Genomic DNA, 26,686 nt, shown 5'->3' with positions numbered 1-26,686 from the left:
GGCTGCCGGCTGTTCGCCTTTTCTCGGTACCCCGCATTTCGCCCGCGGGTCTGACTCATAGCTTTAGCTCCAGTGCGGCGCGTTGACTTTTCACTCCGGATTATAAGCGAGGGATGGTCAGCTGCCGCAATGCGAAAAGCTGCTGGAAACCCGCCTCGACAGCCGATAGCGCAGCGTCATGATGGTGGGGACGGTCGCGTCCTCGGCCTTTGCGGACCTTGAGGCTGGTTGCGCTCAAGATCCACAGCCAAGCGGATCGCGGACGTTGCCGCTGTCTCGCGGCAGGATCTCAACTGACTAGGTTAGCGAATTCACACTTACGACCCGTTTCCGACACCCGACGAGTTCGACCAGCCTGGCGCGGATAGAGCGGCGGGTCCCAAATGTTAAGCAGTTGCTTAGCGTAGCTGCTGCGGGATCGGGGCAAGTGTCAGCGGTTAACCAGAACGGTTCCACAGTCTGCTAATGTCGGCTGCAGCCCTTCAACAATCGACACCCTGCTCCCGCAAGTGAAGATAGCCAGTAATCTTTGAGGCTACCGCCTTATTCTGCGCATAGGCGGCAGAAACGCAAACTTTCTGGATTTACCCGGTTAGAGCGCTCTGTCGTTTGACGAGATCGGCGATCCGAGCCCTTTTCGCTAATTCAACGCCTTCATCGCATTTGTCCTTTATCGCCGCTAAAATCAGCGCTTGTTCGCCTCCCTCGGTAGCCGATGCGAGCGACCGATGCAGCACACCAATTTCATCAGCAATTCCTGTCGATACGGTGCCGTATGTACTCATCTTGTAAGCAAATCTAAGCAGCCCGCAAATCTCTATAGTCTTCCGCCCTTTCTCGCTCTTCGGTATATGGAAAAGTGGATTCATGACTACCTTCACTTCGTCCTCGTACGTGTCGAAATGAGGATGGCAGATGATGTACGCATCTTTGTTCCGAGGTAACTTCTTGGGCTTGTAATTCGAATTCTTGAGTACGTTCTTGTTCGATTTCTCACCGTTGCAGTCCTTGCAAGACACGCAAAGATTCTCGGGATCGAACAAGAATCTGGGGTGTAAATCTTTGGGAATTATATGTTCCGCATCCCACGCACCGTTGTGCTTAACAAGCATCTGTTGACGACAATACGGACATTTGCCATCCTGCACTCCAATATAATAGTCTTTTATGTGCTTTTTGACCGCTGCCAGCGCTGCATCATCTGGCTGATCCCAGTATTTACCGCTCTTTTCCGTTTCCTTTAACAAATTATACCCGTCGACCTTGGCTTTTATCTTTTCTTCGACATATTCGACGGGAGCCGGAATGAACTTCATTTTGTTTGCTCCACGAGAATCTCATCAAGCATTTTCATCAGGCTTGCAACCGGATCCGCGTCATCAAGAACCGATCGCAGTTTCAACAATGTTCGCGCAAGACCTGCTTGTTCGTCGTCGAGCTCACCGACTTTGCTAAAATGGGTTATCAGGGTTATGAGCTCTCGTGACAGGTACTCATTCTTATAACCTGGAGCGCCAAAGGTGGTAGCTAGCTGGAAGTCTGACGATCTTTTAATAAGAACTTTTGCATCCGCAATGTGTGCGGTTTCGATATTAAGAACGAAACAGTTATCCTCTTCCAGTCGAGCGACTATTTGAGGCGAGTGCGTCGCGATAACGAAGTGACAGCGCTTGAACCTCCGGAACGTGGAGATGAGAAGCTGAATGTAGCGCTCTTGCCACTCCGGGTGCAAGCAGATTTCGGGCTCATCGATACAAATGAGCGAGCCGTCCTGGATGTGTCCCGCAATTCCCAGGAACCCTAATACGACGGATTGCTCCCCGGAACTCGCTTCGTTCAAGTGTATTCTGTCGGGGGTGTCTAGTTTCCTCAGGCTTACTCCACGGAGTCTTAACAGTCCAAGTTCCAGCAGAAGGACGAAATCGTTGTCGATTTGAAGGTCTACTTGGTTCAGGCTGTGCGCACCAAAGCGATCTATCTTTATGTCAATGCGGGGACGCCCCAATGCATTTACAAACCTGCGAAGCGCATAGATCAGGTCGTCAACGTCCGCCGTTCGGTCCCGATTGCGTAAGGGGTTCAGCCTAAAGACCTCGCGTCGTGAGGCAAGATAATCGTGAAGCGCGGGAATCGGGTCCTCTTCCGTCAGAATCCGGCGTAGCGTGCTGATCGAGGGATCAAGTTGGAATCTTGCCTCTATCGACCCGTCATATCTAAGGTAGTTAAGAACTTGACAGATCTGCTTCGCGTGCTGTGAGTTCTCATATACCGATTTGATTAACGATGTAATGGTCCGGCTCATGAAAGACAGACCTAGATTTCTGCTAAACAGTCCACGAAGTCCGAGATATTCGTAAGAAGGATACACTGCATCGCCGGAGCCCAGATGTTCGATCAGAAGCCGCCGGGATTCCGGCAACGGGAAACGGTCAAAGGGACTTGTGGATATGGCGATGACATTGCTTGGTTGATAGTCGTAGGCAAGCCGGAGATAAGGTGACGTACGCAAGCGAAGCTCGTCAGATCGACGCCGTTCGAGAGTGTCGGGATCGACGAAATGCTCTACGATCGCCTTTAGTATGCGGCTCTTACCTGTACCGTTCTTTCCGACGATTACGGTGTATTTATTTTCGTCTCCAACGACGTCCCCGGTGGTGAGGCGGAAATTTCTATTTTCAAAGTCAAATGCGGTTAGCATGAATGAATCAGCGTGTATGTGATTAAGAGCTTCTGCGCTAAACGGCGGACACCGCTTTACGATCGCCAAGAACACATGCAGTCTAGCCGCGAGCGTGGTCGGGAAGTGTACCGTTGGTCGCAAGAGTTTGGCAGCGATAGCAGGCATTTTTCCTACAATCCGCCGAGCGACCGCGCAGCGATAACGGGGTAGCTCATGCTGCGACCTCGTCATCGTCACTGCCCGGTTCACGATCGCCGTAGATATGAGGACTCGGCACTCGCGCAGGAAGCTCGATCGGCTCGTCGGCATAGTCCGGCGAATTGACCGGACCATGAATCGCTTCCCATCGACGAAGGCCGTCCTCGGCGAACTCGATCTGATGCGCGGTGACCGCTGCGCCGTTAGCCGCACGTTCGAGCAGCTTCAAGGCCCAGCGAATGTGTCGCGTACGTTCGACGGTCGGCTTCAGCCCGACCGCTGCCTTGGCCCGCTCAAGCATTGCCTCGCCTTTGCCGTGCTCGCGCTCGTCACGAACAGCTCCGCGTGTGTCGATGTCATCGAATGGATCGAGGACGAAGGGACCGAGGCAATGACCGCTTACTGCGCGCGATCCGTCGCGGCAAGGCCGACAAGGTTGCGAGCTTCAGCATTCAGGAGGCGATGAAGGCGAATCTCACCGACGAAGCACAGCGCAAGGAACTGGCAGGCCTGTTCGACGCAGCGATGCAGCGGCTTGATGACCAAGGGAGCGCATCGTGATCGAGTTCGCACAGGATGAGGTACGCATGCTACTCGACGGAAGCGGACTCTTGATCATTCAGCGCAAGGCGTGAGGGCCCGTCTTCCGCGAGCGCGCTTTGTCGTCTCGCCTTCGCCTGACCTTTCCTTGATCAATCGCTGCAACAATTCTGCGGCCGGCTCGTCGTTCGCGTTCTGTGGAACGAGTTCGCCGCGGAACGCCTTCGCCAATAGTGCAGGCGTGAGGCGATCGACCGAAGACATTGCAGTCTTTTGACGCAGCTCTAATCGATCCGCCAACATTAATAAGTTCTCGACACGACGTGTGATTTCCTTCCGCTCATCGGCTGACGGAAGGCGAACGGTAATCGCTCGCAGATTTGCTTGTGACAGGTTGCGCATCGATAGTTGGTTACCCGTGGCTAACGCTTCGATCTGTTGACGACCAAGAGGTGAGCGCAACCAGTACAATAACCATCGCTTGTATTCGTCGGGCATTGCTATTCGTAAGACCTTGTCCGACAGATAGACGGGCCGTGTTACTTCGTCAACGATCACACACGCTCCAACGAGCTCAATCGTATTCGCGCGGGATAGCAGGAAATCACCAGCTCGGATTCGCGTCGTCTCGGGTGGCGAATAGTCCGAGAGCAATGTCTTGCTTTCGTCACTATTGAATGTTCCCCATGTGACAGCGCTGATCTTCACCAAACCTTTTTCATGCAACTCCGGTGGCGTAGACCGCATTAAAAGTGTCACCGACCGGGCCTGGAAATATTGGGCCGACGCGCCGTTGCAGTGACACTTTTGCTTGCAGTCCGAACGAAATAAAAGCGTCAATTCGCATAAGTCCGCATTAAATTTGTCACTTCGCGTCCTACACTTCGAATCCCGCCCGTAAGGTATTGATCTTATGGAAAATTCGCTTCACATCAGGGAACCGGTCGTGCTTGTCCGTCCGAGTGGCGCGCACCGGTTCGAAGCCTTCAGCCCGAAGCTGGCCCGACGGCTGACGTTATACAGGCGCGCCTTGCTTGAGCAGTGGTTGCTGCTCGAAGCGGATTCCGCAGTGACCACGTTCTGCGAGCGGCCCGGCTATGTGCATGTCGAGGGGCAGCAGTGCCTTGCCGACTTTTGGGTCCGCTATGTTGACCGACAAGAGTTAGTTGTACTTGATTATTCGCATGTTGATGAAAAGATGCCTGAATCGCACCGCGCACTCGATGGAGCAGCGCTGCCCATCCGGAGCGTGTCTCCGGCTGACCTCGTGCGCTCGACCGACAGCAGATCAAGCTGTTTACCTTCCTCGTCGGTCAGCAGGAGTTGCTCGCGCAGAAAACCAGTCTGCAGATTGCTGGCAAGACACAGATCGTTGCGCGCCTGATGGTCGAGGAGCTCGCGTTCTACGGCATCCGCAATGCGGAGGACGTCGCGACGTGCTTGAACGGATACGATCAGACCGCCTACCCGGAGAGCAGCGAGTGGAGCTTTACGCGCTTTTATATTCCGCAGGCCTTCGATGCCGGGTATCGGCTGGTCAGCGACGCCGACGTGCTCTGGCATGCATTCGAGGCCGCGCACCACAGGGCCAACCTGCCGGGCCGACTTGAAATTCCGATGGAATCGTTCGCGAGAGTGGTCGAGATCGTCCTGAAGGAAAGCGAACTCAAGGATGGTCTGCAATACAACCCTGATCCTGGTTTGTGGACATACGCCGTGCAGCATTGCGGTTATGTTCAGTCCCGTCATGCAACCGGCCGCGTACTCGTCGCCGCGTAAGGTATGGCGGGCGACGCCGCCGCCTTTCCCGATTCTTACGCTTGATGAGCGGAAGCTGACACCGGCACTGGGTTACCTCTTCAGTGCGAAGTGGATCGATCCGTGCGAATCACTGGTGACGATCCTGTGGAAATTCGAGAAAGCGAACGCGTTGCCGGGCCATGTTGCCGCACTCCTCATGGGTGCGGACATCGATCCCTACGGAGGGGTGGCGCCGCAGGCCGGCGTCATCGACATCCGGCGGTTGCGCGACACGCTCAATGTGCCGCTCAAGATCCTGCACGGCTCGCTCCTGGTTCCGTCGCAACGCCGCCGCTACAGCAAACTGTTTCGGTACTGCCGATGCTGTCTGGCGCGCGGGTATCACAGCGTGCTGCACCAGATTGACGGCGTGGATGTGTGCCCGGCGCACCGCCGGCCGCTGGAGACCGCTTGCCGGCGATGCGGCTATGAGGCGCCATACGTCCTGAGCGTGAGGTTTCTGGACGCGCCTTACCGTTGCGCCGATTGCCGCGCGGGCTACAGCCACAAGGTCTTTTCAGTCCTGAGTTCGCAGCGGATGAAGAAGGACGAGCGCATCGCGATGAACCGTCTCTACTTCCGGCGCTATTTCGGATGAAACGGTAGCGGTTCGCGGCTTACCGACGTCGCGTCCGATCTCATCTTGCGCGAAATGCCGCACTGATCTGCCGTGCCCGTTTCAACTCGTCGACGTGCAAATAGATCGAAGTCGTTGAAATCGACGCGTGGCGCAGATTGTCGCGAACGGTTGTGAGTTCCGCGCCGCGTGCCAGTGCATGTGATGCGTGCGTGTGTCTCAGCCAGTGTGGGCTGGCGTGCCTCAACTTTTCAGCGGCAACCGGGTGGTCATGCCGGATGACGTCGGCCGCCTGCGAGAAAAAGCGTCGCATCACAGCGCGCAGTCGCGTCGTGGTAACGCCGGCGCCGTCCTCCGCGAGACCGCCGATCAGGGGGAGGTCAGGCCGCCAACGCGCCCGTGTGACCGGCAGTCCGCGTTGCATCAGATACTGATCGAGCGCCGTGCGTGCAAGAGGAGGCAGCGCCACCTTGCCCGCCTTGCTGCCCTTGCCGGTCAGCTGCAGCCAGTCATCACCGCGAGCGTCGCGCTGGACGCCGCCGAGGGTCGTGCCAACCAGTTCCCCGGCACGCAGTCCCGTTGCATACGCGAAGTCGAGTAGGAAGCGCAGGCGCTGGGCCGCTGGCGCCTCCCAGCCATACGACCATTCCAGACCGTCGGCCACCGTGCGGACCAGCTGCCACTCGCCTTCGGCGAAACCACGGGACGCATCGAGCGGTGCAGCGCGCGGACTACCACGCACCTTAATGCCGGCGAACGGGTTCGCCAGCAAATAGCGTTGCTCGATCAGCCACCTGAACAGTGCGCCGAGCACCGACAGCGCGTACGCAACCGAGCGCGCCGACAGGCCGCGTGCGAAGGGCCGCCATTCGGTAGAAGTGCGCGACCGGGGCGGCCCCACCCAGCGTTCGTGTGGGGTTGGCCGGCGCAGGAAGGCGCGGTAGGCGACCGCGTCGTCCGTGGTGAGCGACGAAAGCGCCCGTTCGCGCTCGACGATGGCCCACAGGATGAGACGTTCCGCCTCCTTGCGATAGGCACGTTGCGTGGCCGGTGCTTCGTGCAACGACAACCAAGCCTGAACGGCTTCGTAGTCGTTCGTGGCATCGAGCGTGCACGTCGCTTGCGGTGCGCGGAAGGTGCCCTGCGAGCCGTCGACCTCGTGCGGCAGCCGTAGCGATTCCCACGGGACGACGATTGCCGGTTCGGTCACTGCAACCAGCTGCCGGGCGCGCTCCGTAAGTTGCGGGTAGGCGGCGAAGAAGGCTTCGATCCGTCGGGCGCTGGCGACCCCCAGATCGGGAATGGCAACCCACCAGCGGCGCCGGCGCGGAATGCGCACCGTTAGGTCCGCCAGCGTATTGAGGCCCCGTGCGCGCAGGGCGCCGACCGCCCGTGGCGGAAACCACAGGCCGACGTCGTCGGTGATGTGCGGCTGGGGTACGGGCTGTGACCGCAGAAGCTCGATCGCGTGGCCGACAGCGGTCGCCCGCTTTAACCGCTCAGCAACGGGATGCTGAAACAGGTCCGCCAGATCGTCACGCTGGCGACTGCGCGCAAACGCGACCAGATGCCGCCGGATTCGACCGAGGATACCGCGCGCCGACTGGCCGTCGGCTCTGGTCGAGGCCAAGTAGCGGGCGACAGCCGCACGGGCCGTCAGGCCGGCGTACCATGCCCGCAGCGCAGCGAGCGACGCAGCATCCGGGAAGGGCGGCGATGGGGGTGCAGCGGGCGCAGGTGCCGGGGACTGACGCGTTTTCATGCCTTCCAGTTTAGACAGGAAATCAGGCGATTACGATAAGAAAACTTATCGCAATGGCACGGTCGGCCAGCGCATTGGTGGCCGGAGCCATGCTTCCGCGCGTCATCGGAAACTTCGGAACGGCTGCGGTCGGGCAGGCACGACTGACGCTTTACGACCCTGAAGCGCCTTTCGCTGTCCTAGGGGATGCAGTGACCGCTTTTCAAGTGTTTATGCGCCGTTGGTGCGATCGATCGCATTCCAGGCACGCGGTGTTGGCGGAGAAGGTCTGCTTTCCCAAACCCCGAGCTTCGCTGCGTCTTTCCATTCGGGTTATCGGCTTGTCTTGCGTCGCGTCGACAACGAGCGCTTGGCCGGCAGCGGAGCGTCACCGAGACTGTCCCTCAGCACCACTTCGCACTTCACGGATAGAGGATCATTGAAGGAACGCTTTTCAATCAGACCGACAATCCGACGCGCCGCGAGCACACCAATCTCTTTCGTCGGCACGCGAATCGTGGTCAGAGCAGGCTTCGTCAATGCGGCAAGTTCAATGTCGTCCATCCCTGTGATCGACATGTCTTCGGGAACACGGATTCTTTGTATCCCGCATTCGTGCAGGGCACCAATGGCTTGAAGGTCCGTATGGCATATCAGCACAGTCGGCTTCTCTTCCAGTGCCACGATCTGCCGAACCGCGTCACGGCCTCCTTCTATGGAGAAGGGCTCTTCGAGGACCAGATCGGGGGCGAGCTCCAGGCCGGCCTCCTTCATCGCGTCGGCCGTGCCCGCGACGCGCTGACGGGCCCGCTGGTTGTTCTTCATGGAGCCGCAAACGATGGCGACTTGCTTATGTCCTCGGGCCAGAACTTCCTTCGTCATCTCGTAGGTGGCCCGCCAATTGTCGAACCCAATGCATTCGCCGTAGCGCGGCTCGTCCAGCTGCCAGGTCAGCACCAATGGAATACGGCGCTGACGCATCAGATCAAAAACGCGGTCCTCATGAGCGGTACCTACGAGGACGACCCCGTCCACGCCGCGCTCGACGACCGCTCTCACAACGTCGTATTCGCGTTCTGGAATGTATTCATGAATTGCTAGCACAACCTGATAGTTCAAACCCCAGAGCGTTTGCTGCAATGTGTGGAGAGACTCAACGAAAGCGGGGTTATACATCGTAGGGTAGATCGCGCCGATGGTTCGCGTGCGCTTCGACGCTAGAGCGCGTGCCGCACCATTGCTGACATATCCCAGTTGTTCGACGGCCCGTTTGACCTGCGCGAGGGTCTTCGGCTTCACTTGATCAGGAACAGACAGGGCTCGAGACGCGCTGCCTAGTGAAACGCCGGCGAGCTTGGCGACATCTTCAAGAGTGGGACGAGGCGGATCGAGATTTGTCATAGCGGCCATATCAAACGCGCGTCATTGCGCCCTCAGTTTTTCCTACGGGTATATGCCCATGTTGACAAAACTTCGCGCTGAATTCAGACTTGAAGCGCTTCATATAAGTCCACACGAGTTCACTTATGCCTAATATAGCACCGCCTAAAGCGGTTTTGTTACGGCTTCAAATTGAAGCGCTTCATAAGTATTGCCGGGGCAAAGTTGGGCGTAAGCGCGCGCCCGATTGATCCATTGACGGCAGTACGTGAAGCAGATACGCGGCCTGCGCGCAAAGATGATCGCTGGACGGCCAATTTTCGGCCACTAACTGAACACATTGCGGTGACCTATGAGCCAAGAAAATCGAGTCGTCCTGGTAACTGGCGCGGTCGGCGGTATCGGATCGGCAATCGTCGAAAGGTACATTCGCGAGGGAGCGTCTATCGGCGTCGTTGACTTTGATGAAAAGCTTGGTCGCGAGAAGGTGACGCAGTGGACCGAGGCGGGCGCGAAGGTGCACTTCGTCGCGGCCGACGTGGCGAATTACGTAGATTGTCAGCACGCCGTCGACTCAATCTCGTCCGCATTCGGTGACGTGGACACGCTTGTGCTGAACGCGGGGATATCGCCAAAACATAACGGGGCCCCCGCTCGCATCTACGAGATGGACCCTGCCGAATGGTCGAGGGTCGTCGACGTCAACCTGAACAGTGCATTCAACTTCTGCCGGATTGCATCTCCCAGCATGATTAAACGCGGGTTTGGGCGAATCCTGACCATGTCGTCGGTCGCCGGAAAGGCCTATCTCGATATCGTCGGCACACACTACAGCACAACAAAGGGCGCACTCATTGCCTTCACTCGTCACCTTGCGGGCGAACTCGGCCCCCATGGGATTACGGTCAACGGCCTCGCACCCGGGCGCATCGACACACCACTCCTAAGGACCGTCTCCTCCGAAGCGAATGCGGCGGTGGTCGACGTCACGCCCCTGCGACGGCTCGGAAGCACGGACGAGGTGGCCGCTGTATGCGCGTTCCTGACGTCGTCTGACGCGAGCTTCGTCACTGGCCAGGTCATCGATGTGGCTGGCGGATGGTTGATGACCTGATCGTCGCCCTAACCCTATAAAAGCGAGACAACATGCTACGCACCATGGGTTTTCCCGGTCAATACCTTCAGGGACCGAAAGCGCTTCACGAACTTGGATCCTTGCTCAGCAAGATGGGTTTTAAAAAACCCTTGTTCTTATGTGACACGATTGTCGCCGAAAAGGTATGGCCGCTCGCGTCCGGCTCGATGAAGGCGGCGGGCCTTGAAGCGACGCATATCGTTTTCCCTGGCGAGTGCACCCGGGCCGCGATCAATGCGCTAAGCGAACACGCGATGGCGGTAGCACCTGACGTCATCATTGGTCTGGGTGGTGGGAAGACGATCGACTCCGCAAAGGGCATTTCGCTTTCTCTTGACGTCCCCGTGGTGATCTGCCCGACCATCGCATCGAACGATGCACCGACCAGTCGATTAATCGTGCTCTACGACGAGACGCATCGCGTGGCGGGTGTGGAGTATCTGAAAAGCAACCCCGTCGCGGTTGTCGTCGATACGGAGATCATTGCGCAAGCTCCCGCACGGTTCTTTGCCGCCGGTATCGGCGACACCGTCAGCAAGAAGTTCGAGGCGGCGCAATGCAAGGCAGCGCATGGAAATAATTCGTTTGGCACGCGACCGCTGGACACTGCTCTGCTGCTGGCAAACGCCGCATATGAAACGCTGATTAAGCACGGGCCGGCGGCTTTCCGATCAATTGCGACCGGCCAACTGGACGACGAAGTTGAACGTGTAGTTGAAGCGACCGTACTGCTCAGTGGCGTGGGATTTGAAAGCGGTGGGCTTTCGTTGGCTCATGCCTTGATCCGTGGTCTTACCGCGGTGCCTACGATGGCCGCGATGCTGCACGGCGAGCTGGTTGCCTTCGGCACCTTGGTCCAGCTCACGGTCGAGGAGCGCGACGAAGCGGAGGTCGCAGAGCTTCTCGAGCTTCTATGCGCAGTCGACTTACCTGTGACATTTGCCCAGCTCGGACAGACCACGTCGTTGAGCGCTGAAGAAATGTCGACGATTGTCGCCGCGACGCTCGCCGCGCGGTACAGCAAAAACATGAATCCCCCGCTGACGGCCGAGCGGCTTGAGGATGCACTTGTTACGGCGGACGCAACCGGCGCGGCAGCGCTACGGAAATGTAAGAGATGAACTCGGCGGCGATCTGAAGACGAGGCTCACCGACACGCCCTCACGCGAAAATCACCTCTACTACAAGGAGACAAACATGGAAGCGAAAAATGTTCCGCACGTGCGCGAATTGCTGGAGAACTCCCCTAAGAACTGGGGCAAGTGGGGGCCGGACGACGAGGTCGGCTCGCTCAACTATCTGACTGCCGCTGAGATCCTCAAGGGCATTGCAACTGTTAAACAGGGTAAGAGCTTTACGCTCCAAGTGCGAATGGGCGATCCGGGCGGAGATCCGGTATGGCCCGGCCGCCAGTCTGCCAAGCGGATGAGCGTAATGGACCGCGGTCATTACAACTGTGGCAAGGGTCCCAAGTTTCCAGGCTCCTATGAATACGCAGATGATGTGATGTTCATGTATCTACAGGGATCGACGCAATACGATGCGCTCGGCCATGTCTGGTACGACGATCAGATCTGGAACGGCTACGACGCCGATACGACCATCGGTGGGCTGGCAAAAGCCAGTGTTTGCGCAATTGGTGAGCGTGGGGTGGTAGGCCGGGGCGTGCTGATTGACATCGCACGCTACCGTAACAAGGAGGTGCTGGAAGCGGGCGAGACTTTTACCCACCTTGACCTTCTTGCGGCTGCAAAGGCCCAAGGAGTCTCGATCGAAAAGCGAGACATTCTGATCGTTCGAACCGGCTGGATCGGATCGTTTTATAGGCGGGAACGCGCAGAGTTTTACGCAAACTTCAAGGAACCCGGCCTCACGTACAGTCCCGAGCTGGTGCAATGGTTCCAGGACATGGAGATCCCCAACCTCGTGACTGACACAATCGCTAATGAGGTCACAACGGACCCAGTCTCCGGCGTCGATCTCCCGCTCCACAACGCCTTGATGCGTAACCTTGGCGTGACGCTGACGGAGATTGCGCAGCTCGATCCCCTCGCTGATGACTGCGCGGCGGACGGCCAGTGGACGTTTCTCTATACTGCCGCGCCGTTGAAAGTTGTCGGCGGCACCGGCGCGCCCGTGAACCCCATCGTGTTGAAATAGTTGAAAATACCGCGCCCGGCGAGCCGTGAGGCGCCGAGCTGCGGCTGTCAGCGAATGAGCGCTGGGATTCGGTGTCTGGGCAGCCCGCTGCTGCACGGTAATAAGTCGGTCTTGCCGGACGCGAGCTAAACAGACACGACAGCGCCGCCGGTTCCCGCGGAATTCGGTGTTAGGTATCCCTGTCAGATTCCGTCGCGCGCGAAATCCATCGCGAAGTAAGTAAAAATCAGATCAGCACCCGCGCGCTTGATTGCGCCAACGGTTTCACGGCTCGCACGCTGCTCGTCAATGGCGCCGGCCGCTGCGGCGAACTTGATCATCGCGTACTCGCCGCTGACCTGATACGCCGCGAGAGGCAGTCGTGAAGCTTCACGGATGTCTCGAATGATATCCAGATAGGCGCCAGCCGGCTTGACCATCAAGCAATCTGCGCCTTCATCCTGATCGAGCAACGATTCGCGGACCGCCTCGCGACGATTCATCGGGTTCATCTGGTACGTCTTGCGGTCACCTTCCAGTGTGCTTCCGCCGGCTTCACGGAATGGCCCGTACAGCGCTGAAGCGAATTTGGTCGAGTACGACATGATGGAAGTGTCGCCCAGTTTCGCGTCGTCGAGCGCGCCCCGGATCGCCTGGACCTGCCCATCCATCGCAGCCGAAGGCGCGATGATGTCGGCGCCAGCCCGAGCAGCAATCACGGCTTGCTTGCCAATGTTGATGAGCGTGGCGTCGTTGTCGACGGTGTGTTCGTGAAGCACCCCGCAATGGCCATGCGATGTGTACTCGCAAAAGCACGTATCGGACATGACCACCATGTCCGGCGCAGCGTCCTTGCAGATGCGAGCCATCCGCGCCACCAGTCCGGCCTCGTTCCAGGTGTCGCTGCCGACCAGGTCTTTGTGATGGGAAATACCGAATGTCATGACCGCACGAATCCCCGCCCGTGCATAGCGCTCGATCTCACCCGCGAGCTTCGACTCAGGGATCCGCAGCACTCCGGACATGCTGGCAATTACCCCAAAATCACTGACCCCCTCCTCGACGAAAATGGGCAAAACAAGGTCGTTGAGATCGAACTCGACTTCCTGGAAGATCGTGCGAAGCGCGGAAGATTTGCGAAGACGGCGTGGCCGCACCTCGGGGAACTGGGTGGACAAAGGCACTCCTTTAGCGCGTTCCGGCATCACCCGCCCCGAGCTGCCTTCGGTACGTAGAGGGGACATTACCTGGGGAACAGTTATGCGGCGTCACCGCCCAGCGGCTTGCAGGGGCGCGTGCGTTTAATAGACCTGCGCGATAAGGCCACACTCTCTACCGAAAGCCGCCGGAATATGAAGCGCTTCATTTTGTTCTGATTGCGCTCTTAAGTCAAGGCGACAAACTGCGACGAAAGTACGCAAGGCCGTTGTGGAAGGACACAGACCGTCGCGTGGAACAGGCCGGCCGAAGTGCGGTCGGCCACTCCACGTCTCGATCAAACGCGCGGGTCGAGGTAGAAGTCGATGATTGCAGGAAGAACCTGCTCCGGGGCCTCTAGCGTCGGGCTGTGGCCGATCTTATCGAGCCGTATCAACTTCGAGTTCGGCAGCTCCCGCTTCATTTCATCGGACCATGCCGGCGGCCGCGGCATGTCTTCTTCACCATTGATGATCAGCACGGGGATTTTGATCGACGGCAACAGTTCTACCGAGCTCTCGCGATGCATGACGCCTTTCATCGCCGGGCGCAGCGATTTCGGTAACGCAGCAATGCGGTCTCGCCAGTAGGCCACCATTTCCTGCTTTTCAGGATTATGGCGAGTGGTCTTGCCGAACATCACCTCCATGGTCATTTCGAGAATTTCGCCGGTGAATCCCTTTTCGCCAGCGTCGACCACCCATTGCGCGAAACGTGCCCCTTGCTCGGGCGGCTCGCCGCAGGCCGACGAGCCAGCGACGACCAGTGACCGAAAGAGGTCCTGCCTGCGCGCAATAAGTCGGAACGCCACGTCTCCGCCCATGGACTGAGCCATGACGTTGATCGATTTGAGGCCCATCTTGTCGATCAATGCTTCCATGTCATCAGCGCACTTGTCCATAGTGATGATATCGACGGCGTCGAGCGCGCTTTTACCCTGACCTCTGAAATCCGGACGGACCACCCGAAACTTACCGGCAGCGGCCTGAACCAGCCCGTCGAACATTGTCCCGTCTAGGAAACAGGAGTGAAGGCACAGTACAACGGGAAGATCCGTCTCGCCGGTGTCCTCAACCCATAAGGTCGTGCCGTTGACTTCCACGTTTTTCCCTTGAGACTTCGTAACCTGCGACATGTCGTGCTCCTCTACATAAGTCGTTAATAAGGCTGACTTGCATTGCGGCTACAGCGCCGTTCCACCGAACAAAAATCGTTTGTCCGTCGATTTTCAACTCCGAAAACCAAAAAGGCGGGGCACCTTTCACAGCTATGAAGCGCTTCATTTTTCGGTTAGATATACTTTGAGCGGCAAAAATTTCAGTGCCTCCCCCGTCAAAAATTGGTGGATTTGAAGCGCTTCGAGATTGAGGGATTTGCTGCTTCGAGTCAATATCGGGACTTTCACCTACCGTAATTGCCCACTGGCTGCGCGCTGTCTCCACCAAGTGTAGGGAAAACCCTCTTTGCAAAAACTGGTGACAGCGGCCAAACTTGAAGCGCTTCAAGTCAGGACTGAGGGCTTATGTTTTAGCGCAGGGATCTGACTTTTTTATGAAGCGCTTCATTTCGCACACAGCAAACACTCCGCTTCACAACCCGGCGATCAGCGGCGCCCACACCAAAACGTATGGAGGATGCAATGGAGACAGTAGGAAAAGGCGTGGGGCCGGGTCGGTCCGCGGCGCCACTGAAAAGACGGATGGTGGCCCCGGAGTCGTGGATGGCGCTGCTGCTGCTATGGCTCGTCTACGCGATGGATGCGAACTCCCGCCAGATGTTGTTCGCCGTGTTACCGTCGATTACGAAGGAGTTCGGGACCAGCGCCGCGACCATCGGCCTGTACGCGACCATCATCACGATGTCGACAGCGCTGATCGCGATCCCGACGATGATTTGGGCAGACAAGGGTGGCCACGGCTGGCGCCGCAAATATCGACACCTTCCGATCGTGATCGGCTATACGCTCTTTACCTGCTTGACGGGCCTGAACGTCCTTACCGCGTCAATCGGCGTATTGGTGGCGCTGCAGGTTATGTCGCACGCCTTCGGCGGGGCTGGCGAGTCGATCGAAGTGACCTCGCTTGCCGAATGGTGGTCGAAGGAACGTCGCGGCCTGGCACTCGGAATCCATCACACGGGATACCCTTGGGGGACGCTGATCGGCGGCTTCGCGATAAGCGGATTGCTGAGCGTTTATGGGCCTGAGAACTGGCGCATCGCGTTCCTGCTTTTCCCGATTCCGATGGTGATCGTGTTCGCGCTGTATTGGTGGTATTGCAGTGAAAAGCGCTACGACAGATTTCACGCGCACGTCACTGAGGCCGGCGAAACCCCCCCGTTGTCGCCTGATTTGGAGCATGGCGCCGGCGCACCAAAGGGGTCATTCGGCGTGGCCATGAAGAACCCGAACATCGCCATCATCGCGCTCGTTTCGTTGCTCGCCATCGTCGGCTACTTCGGCATCAGCTTCTGGTTGCCGCAGTATCTTGCCTTCGTTGCCCACTACAACTTCGCAGAAGCCGCCGCGTACAGCGTGCTGTTCACGATCACGGGCGGCGTCGGTCAGATCGTGTGGGGTTGGATCTCGGATCGCCTCGGTCGGAAGCTTTGCTTGATGATCGTTTTCATCTGGCTGGCGATCGGCATGCTGCTGTTCAAGTATTCGTACATGAGCCTCGGCACACTGGTAGCAATCCAGCTCTTCGCAGGGTTTGCATTGAACGCCCCCTACACACTCGTCTATGCAATCGCGTTCGACTCGACGAAGCCAGGAACCACTGGCATTGCAGGTGCGATTATCAACGTGGGTATTTACCTCGGCGGGTTCGGTCCCTTCGTGATCGGTGCGTTGATTGGGGCGGGCGGTGGATTCGGTCAAGCAAAGGGGTATAACGACGCGCTTTATTTCATCGCTGGTCTGATGGTGCTCGCGTTCTTACTGACCGCGTTCTTCACCCGAGAAACCACTGGCTGGTTCCGCAAGCACGACCGGGCGCTGGTGTCCCGAGCCGTCTGTAATGTCGAATAACGCACGATCCTTGCTCTGAATAGAATCCGATCGGGTCGTAGAGAACTTGAATCCCCGGCGCTCACATTACACAAGCAGACGTGGGCGCAACAGTTTCAATATCTGAAAACTAAGGAGTGAAGCATGTCCACCGTATCCGAAAAACGAGGCGATGAAGAAGCAATTCCCTATCAACTGCCGCAACCGCCGTTCATGTCGCCCGACATCGTGCATCTCGGGGTACTCGACAAAATGCTCGAGGATGACAAATTCTGGGTTCCGATGACCAAGACGGTTTCGTTCAAGCCGTTGCTGCTTTGCGCGAGCCAGGGCTATTACGTGAACCTGCTGCGCGTGCGTCAGTCCGGCGTCCTTTCGCGCCACCGGCATACCGGCCCGGTACACGCGATGGTGCTTAAGGGCCGATGGTATTACCTCGAGCACGATTGGGTCGCTGAATTGAACTCGTATGCGCACGAACCGGCCGGCGAAACGCACACCCTTTTTGTACCAGAAGACGTCGACGAAATGATCACCTGGTTTCACGTGACCGGTGGCTACACCTACGTTGACCCTCAGGGCGTCGCCGTGGGATACGAGGATGTTTTCACCAAGATCGAGGCGGCACGGGCCTACTATGAAGAAATCGGCCTCGGCGCGGATTACGTGAAGCAGTTCATCAGGTAGTCCACTGCTTCGCACAAAGCAACAAATCCAAGACGGCCGGCGGTGACTTTAAAACGCCAGCGAGTAGACGTAGCGCTGCCGGCGACCTTCATCTAACCCAATTGAGCAAGGGTTCTCCCAGCGGAGTAACCCAAATATCAGGAGACGCATCATGTCGAAGCTTACTGACACCACCTGGTGGAATGATTTCGCCAGTGAACTCAACCGTGATGAGGACTGGACGCGGGCAGCTCGCTACTTTGACGGCCGCATTCAGTTCAAACATGACAACGGGTACTCAACGCTCGCTGTGCTAGCAGGCAAAGCGGTCGCAGTTTTCCCCGAAGGAAGTCCGTTGGGCGCCGACATCGTTGTTGCAGGACCCGACGAAGAATGGCAGCGGGTGCTAGACGGAAAGATTGACTGGTTCGAGGCGCTGTCGCCGGGCATGGGCAAGTTGACACTCGAAGGCAACACTGTCGCTGCCTGGCAGTATGTCGATGTGATGGCTCGAGCATTCGACGCGATGAAGCGTGTTGGAAAACCCGATTCAGGCGAAAAGCCATCCTATTCTCCCGGCCCGAAGCCGTCGGGGAAGGAAACGACTGGTCACTACGTGATGGTGGACGGCATCCGCGTCTACTACGAAGAAGCCGGCGAAGGCCATCCGATCGTATGCTTTCATGCGGCGTCTCAGGACACCCTCATGTATCGCCACGTGCTGGACGGGCTGTCCGACGAATTTCGTGTCATCGCGGTCGATGCTCCCGGCCATGCCAAAACCGAACTGCCTGCGGACGGTCCGTTCCACAGCCTGACGCGTCACGCCGAATTCAACGAGCGGCTGATGGATATCCTCGGCCTGAAGAAGCCGGCGATTATCGGCTGCTCGATGGGAGGCAATCTGGTGCTGGAACTCGGATCGCGCCGGCCCGACGCCTATGGCGCGATCATCTCGGCTGAAGGTGCCGATTACACGCCGACCGTCTCGGAGTTTTTCCTGGACATGCTTCTCATGAACGGGACAGAAATCATTGGTGCATGGTCCCGGTCGATGACCGGCTATCGCACCCCGCCGGATCGAGCCGCAGAAGTCGTGTGGCAAATCTCGCGGACCACACCGCAGGTCATGCGCGGAGACTTAACCGGCTACGCGAATTTCGACAAGCGGTCGGAAGTCGGAAAGATTAAATCACCCGTGATGCTGCTGCGTGGCGACGCGGACTGGCTCGTGTATCAGGAAAAGGTTGAGGAGGCAGCGTCGCGGATCCCAGGCAGCAAGATTGCTGTGTTGGCCGGAACCGGTCACTATCCGATGACCGAGAACCCGCTGGAGTTTTGCGACACCGTCCGCGGCTTCCTGCACGAAGCCGGTTTGGGAAAGGCGAATAGATAAGCTGCGTGGAATCGGAGCCTCGAGCCGCTGCGCGACCATTGGTCAATGGCTTCGAGCGCTCCGCTCCGATTTCGTGCTTTTTGCGGGGCGCGAATATACCTAAACTAAGGGCCGAGACGACTGCGAGCTGAGCGTGCGGCACAGGTGGTTGAGATTATGGCGGAGCGGGTCTGTCGCTCGCACACACGACGAGGGTGCGTTACGTACGACGTATACGCGGGAAATTCGTCAAACGCTGGATCCGATTCGGCGACCCTCGCCAGGCGGTTTGGGGGTGTTGGCGAAACACCCGAAGCTCCGTGGCCGATGGGTGTACCTCGGTCGCGCGGTGAGCTTTGTCGCCTTCGTCGAGAGGGCGTTCGCCGCCACCACGTCGCCCTTGACGTTGAGCCCGAAATCTACGGTCGGCCCGGTTCAGCATCAGGGGCGTGCGCCGCTTAGAATCGCACTCTGCTTTCCGCACGTCGGTCAAGTCGGAGCCCGACGACGCACTCCAGTGACGTGGATAAGCGCTGGTCCCGGCGGCAAAGTTTCATTCGTAAGGTAGCAAGATTCGAGAGTCCACCCCGCGGATGTCTGTATGCCCGCAAAACGCCATTGTGGTATCCAGTTCTTTGTGGATCGTCTCCAAGCACTTTGTCACACCCGCTTCGCCCATTGCGCCCAAGCCGTACAGAAAGCTGCGACCGATCAGGGTACCTTTGGCACCGAGCGCGACGGCTTTCAGGACATCCTGTCCGCTCCGAATGCCACCATCCATCCAAACCTCTATTTTCGAGCCAACGTCCCTTGCGATTTCGGGGAGCGCCGATATCGAAGACGGCGCGCCGTCCAGTTGTCGTCCCCCATGGTTGGAGACGATGAGCGCGTCTGCACCGCTTTCGGCGGCGAAACGCGCGTCCTCTGGATCCATGATGCCTTTGAGGATGAGCTTGCCTCCCCAGAGATTCTTGACCCACTCGACGTCTGACCAGCTCAACTCCGGATCGAACTGCTCGGCAGTCCACGAACTGAGAGAAGTCAAATCGCCTACGCCCTTGGCGTGTCCCACGATGTTGCCAAAGCTGCGTCGCTGAGTCCCGACCATGCCGAGGCACCAACGCGGCTTGGTCGCCAGATTGATGAGATTTGCAAGCGTCAGCTTAGGAGGAGCCGACAGCCCGTTTTTGATGTCCTTGTGGCGCTGGCCGATGATTTGCAGGTCCAGCGTGAGCATCAAGGCGCTGCACCGTGCCGCCCGCGCACGCTCAATGAGCCGCGCAATGAAATCTCGGTCACGCATCATATAAAGCTGGAACCAGAACGGCTTGGTTGTATTTGCGGCGACGTCCTCGATGGAGCAAATGCTCATCGTGGATAGCGTAAAAGGAACTCCGAATTTTTCTGCCGCGCGCGCGGCTAGGATCTCGCCGTCGGCATGTTGCATTCCGGTCAGCCCGGTCGGCGCGATCGCCACGGGCATTGCAACTTCTTGCCCGATCATTAGGGCGCGCGTGCTGCGACCTGCCATGTTGACGGCTACGCGCTGACGCAATTTGATACGCTGGAAATCGCTTTCATTGGCTCGATAGGTACTCTCGGTCCACGAGCCACTGTCGGCGTAGTCATAGAACATGCGGGGCACACGCCGCTTTGCAAGAATGCGCAAATCTTCGATACAGGTGATGGTAGGCATGGTCTCTCTCGAGGAATCTACTGCGTTGATTAGCTAGTCTGACTTGCAATATTCGATCTCGCTCTTGCGTGCTCCTGAGTGGTCGATCGGGGCGCGGTCGCACTTTCCTGTCTCAAAAGGTCGCGCGGGGCGCGAGCAAGGCTTCTGGCAAGACTTTGAACCGGCAGCGCAGCCACGCGAGAACAAAAAATATAGTCGCAAGCCCTACTCGATGTCACGCAGCAATCGTCCGAGTATCGCGCGCTGACGCTCGAGCACCCGGCGCAGACGCTTGAACCGATTGGCATGCGCATAACCGCCTGCGCGGCGACGCAACTGTTTTCCCTCGCGCTCGTACGTTTGCCTAAGCGTCAGTCCGGCGCGTTGCGCGAGCTTCGCGAGTTTGCCTCGTGTAACCTCCAACAAACGACTGTCAGTCGGATAGGTAATCGCTTTCTCCTACCGTCGTATCTACGATCACACGCTCGAACTCGGACGGCCTCACCGCTTTCATCTGCACGGCCGCTGCAATTGTCGTCGCGAGCAATTTCTCGACACTGGCTTCGCCTAGCGCCTGCCGAAAGCGCGCGAGGTTGGTCGGATCGCACGGCATGCGCGGCTGGAAATAGTCCTCGCCGCAGAAAAACTGGAAATACACGTCTTGTGCCCAGCGCTCACAAACCGATTCGTCACTTTCGTTGTAGGCGTGCTTCAGATAGAGCAGCCCGACCATCAGCCGGATCGACAGGCGCGGACGTCCGGCAGCGCTAAGGCCCGCACCCGCCAGCTTGGGCGCCGTGCCAAAAAGATCAGTCTCCTCGCTCGTCCGGCCTTCGCGAGCACGTCGCTCGAAGATCGGTGTCAAGGTCGCTTCTATCGACCTCCATGGCATCCGGTTGGCCAGTACCGCCAGCGGATGCCGCAAATCGATCATCGCGTCCAGGCGGCTGCGGAAGAAATCCGGTGTGCTCATCGGCGCTTTTCAATCCCAGAAGATGCGGCAATTGCATATTGAAACTGGGAGTTTCGCAACTCTTTATTCACGCCTCTTCGCACGCCGCGCTGGGTTACCGCCATTTTTCAAGACCGACTAGGTAGCGCGAAGCTACGAGTAACCTCAATGGGGATGTTGTCTGCACTCCGACCAATTTCCTAGCCGCAGCCGCGATGGCTAATGTGCTTCGTGAGATGTCGCTTCTTCTGGGGTCTCGTAGATGTAGGTCGAGACACTGCGTCGTTGCAAGGCAGCGCCTAACTTCATTCGCAGGAAGCTGCTCGTTGTATATCGCGTTACGTCGGAGTAGAAACGGTCGACCAAGTCCGTGACCATATCGGAATACGCGTCAATGACGTCTGCCGCTATCGAGAAGTTGTCGTAGTTGACAATTGCGTGCGGTCTGGCGGCCGCTCCACTAAGCGCACGTTCCACTTCGGCACGGATGGCTTCCACGTCATCAGGCGTTGCGACTTTGTGTCCTTCAAAGTTGATAAAGAGCATGTTCTTCTCCGCGTCGTAGCTGAAACGTTCGCTCATTCTCAATCGCAGCAGCATCGTTCGCAGGCCCATCGGACGGTCCTCAAAGATGCGGGCATCCATGAGGCGGGGAGGCGTCCTCATGATGGGTGCAAATCCCATCTGAGAGACGATGTCGCGCTGCAAGTCAACCCCTGGAGCAATCTCGACGAGTTCGAGCCCGTCTCGCGTCAGACGGAAGACGCATCGCTCGGTGATATACAGCACGGGCTGTTGACGTTCGCTGGCGTAACGTCCGCCGAACGTTCGATGCTCGACTGCCTCGACAAACTTCCTGCAAATGCCGTCTCGGAATATTTGCAGCCGCCCGTCCTTAACGCGCACGTCCAACTTGCCGGCGTTGAAGGTCCCGACAAACACGACCTTCTTCGCCGCCTGAGATATGTTGATGAAGCCACCTGCGCCCGCGAGCTTGGGACCAAACTTGCTCACGTTAAGATTTCCCTCGCGGTCGACCTGTGCCAGCCCGAGAAATGCTATGTCCAGACCGCCGCCATCGTAGAAATCGAACTGATAGGGCTGGTCGATGATTGCGTCGGTGTTGGTCGCCGCCCCGAAATTTAACCCACCGGCGGGGATTCCTCCGATAACGCCTGGTTCGGTCGTCATTGTGAAGAGGTCGCAGACCTTCTCTTCATTCGCGACGCTGGCTATCCCTTCGGGCATACCAATTCCCAAGTTGACGACGCTATTGGCCATCAACTCGAACGACGCTCGTCGCGCGATAACCTTTCTTTCGTTTAAGGCCATGGAGGGGATTGACCCCGCGGAGATTCGAAGCTCGCTCGCAAATCCCGGGCTGTACGGCTCCGCAAATGTCTGCCAGTGGTTCTCCGGTTTTGCAACCACAACGCAGTCAACCAGAATTCCCGGAATCTTTACTTGGCGAGGATTGAGAGTGCCTGATTCAGCGATGCGCTCCACCTGGGCAATCACAATGCCACCAGAGTTACGTGCGGCCATTGCGATGGCGAGCGATTCCAGAGTGAGCGCCTCTTTTTCCATCGTTACGTTTCCGTTGGCGTCAGAGGTTGTGCCACGCACGATGGCAACGTCCACTGGAAAAGTCTTGTAAAGAAGGCAGTCAGCTCCATTTATCGATATGAGGCTAACGAGGTCTTCTGTCGTCCGCTCGTTTAATTTGCCGCCACCGTTGCGCGGGTCGACGAATGTATCAAGTCCAACCGTAGACAGATGCGCTGGCCGGTGAGCCGCGATGTCGCGAAACAGCTGAGAGATAACACCTTGCGGCAGGTTGTAGGCTTCAATCAGGCCTTCAACCGCCAGTCGCTGCAGGCCCGGAACGAGTCCCCAGTGACCGCCGATAACTCGGTGCACGAGCCCTTCGTGGGCGAAGTGGTTTAGGCCTCGGCTGGCGCCGTCACCCTGTCCGCCTGCATAGACGAGCGTGAGGTCTCGCGGTGCGTCGCCGTGAGTCTCAGAAGAGTCGAGGAACAGCCGTTCCAACGCCACGGCGATTTCCTCGGCAAATCCAATCCCGACAAACCCGCCCGTTGCAATTGTATTGCCTGGACGAATCAATCTGACAGCCTGCTGAGCGCTGACGATTTTGCTTCGCCCAGCGCTATTTACTGCTGCGGGAAAAGGGTGTTGGAAGCCTGCGTTCATGATCGTCTCCTCACTGCGCCATTGAGTCGTAGCTCAGGCGCTAGAAATGTTTCGGGCCGTGGTGTGACGCAGCCAAGTTTTCCGCGCAGTCGTTACTGCATAAACCATCCGTGGCTGACAACAAACGATTGGCCCGTCAACGCTGCAGTAGGAAATGCAGCAAGGTAGAGCGTCATATTGGCGATGTCTTCAACGGTCGTAAATATCCCGTCGACCGTGCCGCCTAGCATGACGTTTCGGATAACCTCGTCCTCCGTTAGTCCAAGTTCCTTCGCTTGTTCCGGAATCTGCCTGTCGACCAACGGCGTACGCACGAATCCGGGGCAGACAACATGCGAGCGAACATTGTGAGCAGCGCCTTCCTTCGCCAAGGTTCGCGAAAGTCCGAGTAGCGCATGTTTTGCGCTGACGTAAGCTGACTTCAGCGGCGAGGCAAGATGGGAGTGCACAGAACCCATATAGATGACAACGCCACCACGGCTGTCCTTGTACATATGTCGCAGGGCGGCTTTTGTTGTCAGAAAGGCGCCGTCCACGTGAATCGCCTGCATCTTGCGCCAGTCCGAATAGGCAAAGTCAACGATGGAGCTAACAATCTGGATTCCGGCATTCGACACCAGAATGTCCAAGGCCCCGAACTCTTCGACGACAGCATTTACGCCCGCATCTACAGCGTTTTCAGATGTGACGTCCATAAGCACACCGATTGCTCGACCGCCTTCGTTACGGATCTGCTCTGACACCACGTTGGCGCCTTCAGCATTCAGGTCTGCGACGCCAACTGCCGCGCCCGAACGAGCCATTGCAAGCGCAATCTCCTTGCCCAAACCGCTTGCGGCGCCCGTGACGAGCGCTACCTTGCCGGACAAATCAGCAGCTAGTTTTGTCATGATATGTCTCCGTCTAAGCGAGGGCGAGCAGTCGCAGACCAGCGACGCGTCTAGCCTCGCGGATAGGTTCATTAGTTGTACGAGAACACGCCTTGCCGCGGTAGCGAGTTACGCCATCCCTCCGGCGCGTGGACTCACTTCGCGGAGCCATGGCGAGCCAGAACTATTTCCTCAAATACTGCAAGGTATCGAGCGGCGGACCACGCGTTCATGCTCCCAAGCCTTCTGATCGTTGGCTCTTAATTCGCTCAGCCATCTACTTCAATCGATCCGCCTTTGCTAATTGCATTAGAACAATCATGGCATGACTCACGCCGCTGGCACGTAGTGGCCTTCGATGCCCTCGGCCAACTGCGTCACGAGCCGGGTCATCGCAACCTTCGTGCGCCAGGCCACGTGAGGCGTCACGATCAGATCGGCTCTGCGATTGCGCAGTAGCGGGTGATCGGACGCAGGCGGCTCTTGTTCCAGCACATCGAGCGCCGCGTTGGCGATCAGTTTCCGATCGAGCGCTTCGATGAGCGCCGCCTCATCGATAATCCCGCCGCGTGCCGTATTCACGAGCGACGCCGTACGCTTCATCTGCTCGAATTCATCAATGCCGAAAAGGTGGCGCGTCTCGTCGGAAAGCGGGCAGTGCAGGCTGATCACGTCGGACTCTCGCAGCACTTCTTCAAATTCCGTGTAGTTGGGACGCAATGAAGCTGCGCCCTTGCGGTCAGCGAAGAGCACGCGCATGCCGAATCCTTCGGCGAGTTGCGCGATGCGCTTGCCACCATGCCCCGCGCCTACGACGCCGAGCGTCGAACCATAGAGGTCTTCGAGCGGGTGTAGTTCCGCATAGAAGGTCGGCGAACCGCTCCAGCCGCCCGCGTAGATGTCGCGCCAATATGGCACGAGATTGCGGCGCAAGGCCATCATCAGCGCGAACGCGTGCTCCGGCACGGAGATCGTCGAATAGCCGGCGCACGAAACGACGCCGATCCCGCGGGTGCGACACGTTTCCATATCGAGATGATTGACCCCGGCGGCGGGCACACCGATCAGTTCGAGGTCAGGCAATTGATCGAGCGCTGCACGCGATAGCGCTACCTTGTTGGAGACCACGATCTGCGCGCCTTGGCAGCGTTCGACCACCTCTTCGGGCGCGGTCGACGGGTATTCGATCCAGCGATGCGGGAAAGAGAATTCCGGCATATCGACGGAAAGCGTCGCGCAATCGAGAAAAACGATCGTTTTCACTTCTGACTCCAGTGCTTGTTGGTGGATGCGGTCAAAAAGCCCGCTCGACGCTGGGACAGGCTGGGGAAGATGTGTGCAAGCGCGCGCCTGTGAACCACCGCACCTCGATACGTGTACCGCGCTGGGGTCTCGAGTTCATGTTCTGAGACGATCGAGCTCCATGGAGGGCGATTTCAGCTTTCCTTTGAGTCGAGCGAGCGCCGATGTGCTAGCAATGCCATCAGCCGTCGATCGCGCCAACGACTGCGCGTTTCGATCTCATCTTTCGAGAGCACCGCTCGGCGTTCTTCATGGAGCCTCTGAATCGTCTCTGGCCCCCAAGCAAAGGGCACGCGTTCGGAAGCGATCGTGCGATAGGTGCCACCGTAGCGATCCGCATAGTCGGCGAGACCGCCAGGTGCGTTCAGATCAATCGTTTCGAACGGACCCATGAACGACCAGCGCATAGCAAGTCCATCCGACATCACTGTGTCAAGATCGGCCGCGCTAGCATAGCCTTGTTCATAGAGGCTCATCGCCTCGTCGAGAACTGCTCCCTGGATCCGATTGAGCAGAAATCCGGAAATCTCGTAATTCACGGTCACCGGCTTCTGGCCTGCGCGCGCGTAAATTCCGCGCGCTTTCGCGATAGCTTCCGGTGTGGTCCACGGCGCGCCGCACAATTCGACGAGCGGCACGAGCGAGGGCGGATTCACGGGGTGCCCGACGAGGCATCGTGCACGCCCGGTGAGTTCTTCCGTAAACGCGGACGCAGGCAAACCCGAGGTGGAGCTAGCCAGCAAGGTGTCCGGCCTCGTCAATCGATCGAGCTCAGCAAATAGAGCTCGCTTTGCTTCTACGACTTCGCCGATATTCTCTTGCACAAGGACGACGTCGCGTACCGCTTCCGCGAGATCGGGACACGCTTTAACCCGTGCGACAATCGTCTCCACCGGTTCATCAATAAGACCGAAGCCGTTCAGATCCTCGACACTGTCGCGAATAGCTGAAACGGCGCCAGCGAGCATCTCGCTATTTGCGTCGTGAACATTCACGTTGAACCCGGCGCGGGCGAACACAATGGCCCAACCACGCCCAATACGTCCAGAACCAATAATTGCTATGCTTTCAATCGTCATAACAGTCTCCAAATTTTCCGATTACATCGCTAGTTAGCCGCCGAGCCCGGCGTCGCGAGGCGACGCCGGAAGATCTCAGCAACCTCAAAAGTTGGTATCGCTCGCGCCCTTGAGGCCGAGCATCTGGCGTGCTTCATCCGGCGTTGCGATGTCGAGCGACAGT

At 58.0% G+C, this 26,686-nt stretch carries 20 protein-coding genes and 2 pseudogenes; 8 read left to right on the top strand and 14 right to left on the bottom strand.

The window, feature by feature from the left end:
• Positions 1-584 precede the first annotated feature (584 nt).
• The 4 genes from AWB81_RS30250 to AWB81_RS30235 form a co-directional block, all read right to left on the bottom strand.
• Positions 585-1,316, bottom strand: coding sequence for an HNH endonuclease (locus tag AWB81_RS30250; RefSeq protein WP_062640487.1), 732 nt, complete (start codon positions 1,314-1,316; stop codon positions 585-587).
• Complete coding sequence (locus tag AWB81_RS30245; protein ID WP_159938959.1) at positions 1,313-2,698, bottom strand: AAA family ATPase; 1,386 nt, start codon at positions 2,696-2,698, stop codon at positions 1,313-1,315. Before AWB81_RS30245 ends, AWB81_RS30250 begins: the two co-directional genes overlap by 4 nt.
• Before the next feature lie 193 nt (positions 2,699-2,891).
• Entirely contained in the window at positions 2,892-3,179 is a 288-nt protein-coding gene (locus AWB81_RS45905; protein WP_062640483.1) for a hypothetical protein, read from the bottom strand.
• Between the two features lie 314 nt (positions 3,180-3,493).
• The gene (locus AWB81_RS30235; RefSeq protein WP_235025978.1) at positions 3,494-3,976 is read right to left on the bottom strand and encodes a restriction endonuclease subunit S domain-containing protein; all 483 of its coding nucleotides are present in this window, start codon (positions 3,974-3,976) and stop codon (positions 3,494-3,496) included.
• 711 nt (positions 3,977-4,687) lie between these two features.
• Here AWB81_RS30235 and AWB81_RS30225 point away from each other — a divergent pair.
• Together AWB81_RS30225 and AWB81_RS30220 are read left to right on the top strand one after the other, a co-directional pair.
• Positions 4,688-5,197: pseudogene (locus tag AWB81_RS30225) on the top strand (ATP-binding protein); the annotation flags it as partial.
• Positions 5,166-5,816: a TniQ family protein gene (locus AWB81_RS30220; protein WP_087135288.1), complete on the top strand. Its 651-nt coding sequence runs from the start codon at positions 5,166-5,168 to the stop codon at positions 5,814-5,816. The pseudogene AWB81_RS30225 and the gene AWB81_RS30220, both read left to right, overlap by 32 nt.
• A 40-nt stretch (positions 5,817-5,856) precedes the next feature.
• On the opposite strand, the gene AWB81_RS30215 is transcribed toward AWB81_RS30220, so the two are convergent.
• Together AWB81_RS30215 and AWB81_RS30210 are read right to left on the bottom strand one after the other, a co-directional pair.
• A complete protein-coding gene (locus AWB81_RS30215) occupies positions 5,857-7,557 on the bottom strand; it encodes a site-specific integrase (protein WP_062640478.1) in 1,701 nt (566 codons plus the stop codon).
• Between the two features lie 312 nt (positions 7,558-7,869).
• Positions 7,870-8,937 (bottom strand): LacI family DNA-binding transcriptional regulator, encoded by a 1,068-nt coding sequence (locus AWB81_RS30210; protein WP_200822576.1) that lies wholly within the window; start codon positions 8,935-8,937, stop codon positions 7,870-7,872.
• A gap of 331 nt (positions 8,938-9,268) precedes the next feature.
• Here AWB81_RS30210 and AWB81_RS30205 point away from each other — a divergent pair, with 331 nt between their 5' ends.
• The 3 genes from AWB81_RS30205 to AWB81_RS30195 all read left to right on the top strand — a co-directional run bounded on the left by AWB81_RS30205 (position 9,269) and on the right by AWB81_RS30195 (position 12,211).
• Complete coding sequence (locus AWB81_RS30205) at positions 9,269-10,030, top strand: SDR family oxidoreductase (RefSeq protein WP_062640475.1); 762 nt, start codon at positions 9,269-9,271, stop codon at positions 10,028-10,030.
• 32 nt (positions 10,031-10,062) lie between these two features.
• A complete protein-coding gene (locus AWB81_RS30200; protein ID WP_062640473.1) occupies positions 10,063-11,172 on the top strand; it encodes a glycerol dehydrogenase in 1,110 nt (369 codons plus the stop codon).
• Positions 11,173-11,248: 76 nt separating this feature from the next.
• Positions 11,249-12,211, top strand: coding sequence for a cyclase family protein (locus AWB81_RS30195; protein WP_062640471.1), 963 nt, complete (start codon positions 11,249-11,251; stop codon positions 12,209-12,211).
• A 182-nt stretch (positions 12,212-12,393) separates the two neighbouring features.
• Here the strand turns inward: AWB81_RS30195 and hemB are convergent, their stop codons facing one another.
• Together hemB and AWB81_RS30185 are read right to left on the bottom strand one after the other, a co-directional pair.
• Positions 12,394-13,368: a porphobilinogen synthase gene (hemB, locus tag AWB81_RS30190; protein WP_062640469.1), complete on the bottom strand. Its 975-nt coding sequence runs from the start codon at positions 13,366-13,368 to the stop codon at positions 12,394-12,396.
• Positions 13,369-13,685: 317 nt separating this feature from the next.
• Positions 13,686-14,522 (bottom strand): alpha/beta fold hydrolase, encoded by an 837-nt coding sequence (locus AWB81_RS30185; RefSeq protein ID WP_062640467.1) that lies wholly within the window; start codon positions 14,520-14,522, stop codon positions 13,686-13,688.
• A gap of 585 nt (positions 14,523-15,107) precedes the next feature.
• Between AWB81_RS30185 and AWB81_RS30180 the strand changes: the two genes are divergently transcribed.
• The 3 genes from AWB81_RS30180 to AWB81_RS30170 all read left to right on the top strand — a co-directional run bounded on the left by AWB81_RS30180 (position 15,108) and on the right by AWB81_RS30170 (position 18,456).
• Complete coding sequence (locus AWB81_RS30180; RefSeq protein WP_096032070.1) at positions 15,108-16,415, top strand: MFS transporter; 1,308 nt, start codon at positions 15,108-15,110, stop codon at positions 16,413-16,415.
• A 123-nt stretch (positions 16,416-16,538) separates the two neighbouring features.
• Positions 16,539-17,081, top strand: a complete 543-nt coding sequence (locus AWB81_RS30175; RefSeq protein ID WP_062640463.1) for a 2,4'-dihydroxyacetophenone dioxygenase family protein — start codon at positions 16,539-16,541, stop codon at positions 17,079-17,081.
• Positions 17,082-17,232: 151 nt separating this feature from the next.
• Complete coding sequence (locus AWB81_RS30170; RefSeq protein WP_062640461.1) at positions 17,233-18,456, top strand: alpha/beta fold hydrolase; 1,224 nt, start codon at positions 17,233-17,235, stop codon at positions 18,454-18,456.
• Between the two features lie 532 nt (positions 18,457-18,988).
• On the opposite strand, the gene AWB81_RS30165 is transcribed toward AWB81_RS30170, so the two are convergent.
• The 6 genes and pseudogenes from AWB81_RS30165 to AWB81_RS30140 all read right to left on the bottom strand — a co-directional run bounded on the left by AWB81_RS30165 (position 18,989) and on the right by AWB81_RS30140 (position 26,523).
• Positions 18,989-20,131 carry an alpha-hydroxy acid oxidase gene (locus AWB81_RS30165; RefSeq protein WP_062640459.1) on the bottom strand — a complete coding sequence of 381 codons (1,143 nt, stop codon included), beginning with the start codon at positions 20,129-20,131 and terminating at the stop codon, positions 18,989-18,991.
• Between the two features lie 207 nt (positions 20,132-20,338).
• A pseudogene (locus AWB81_RS30160) lies at positions 20,339-21,083 on the bottom strand (transposase); the annotation flags it as partial.
• 198 nt (positions 21,084-21,281) lie between these two features.
• Complete coding sequence (locus AWB81_RS30155; RefSeq protein WP_062640455.1) at positions 21,282-23,273, bottom strand: acyl CoA:acetate/3-ketoacid CoA transferase; 1,992 nt, start codon at positions 23,271-23,273, stop codon at positions 21,282-21,284.
• A 92-nt stretch (positions 23,274-23,365) separates the two neighbouring features.
• Positions 23,366-24,163, bottom strand: coding sequence for a 3-hydroxybutyrate dehydrogenase (locus AWB81_RS30150; protein WP_062640453.1), 798 nt, complete (start codon positions 24,161-24,163; stop codon positions 23,366-23,368).
• A 309-nt stretch (positions 24,164-24,472) separates the two neighbouring features.
• Positions 24,473-25,405: a D-2-hydroxyacid dehydrogenase gene (locus AWB81_RS30145; RefSeq protein ID WP_062640452.1), complete on the bottom strand. Its 933-nt coding sequence runs from the start codon at positions 25,403-25,405 to the stop codon at positions 24,473-24,475.
• A 173-nt stretch (positions 25,406-25,578) separates the two neighbouring features.
• Positions 25,579-26,523, bottom strand: a complete 945-nt coding sequence (locus AWB81_RS30140; protein ID WP_062640449.1) for a 3-hydroxyacyl-CoA dehydrogenase — start codon at positions 26,521-26,523, stop codon at positions 25,579-25,581.
• Between the last annotated feature and the right edge of the window lie 163 nt (positions 26,524-26,686).

It is taken from the genome of Caballeronia arationis (genome assembly GCF_001544975.2).
GTDB lineage: Bacteria > Pseudomonadota > Gammaproteobacteria > Burkholderiales > Burkholderiaceae > Caballeronia > Caballeronia arationis.
This window is presented reverse-complemented; position numbering and strand designations above follow the sequence as displayed.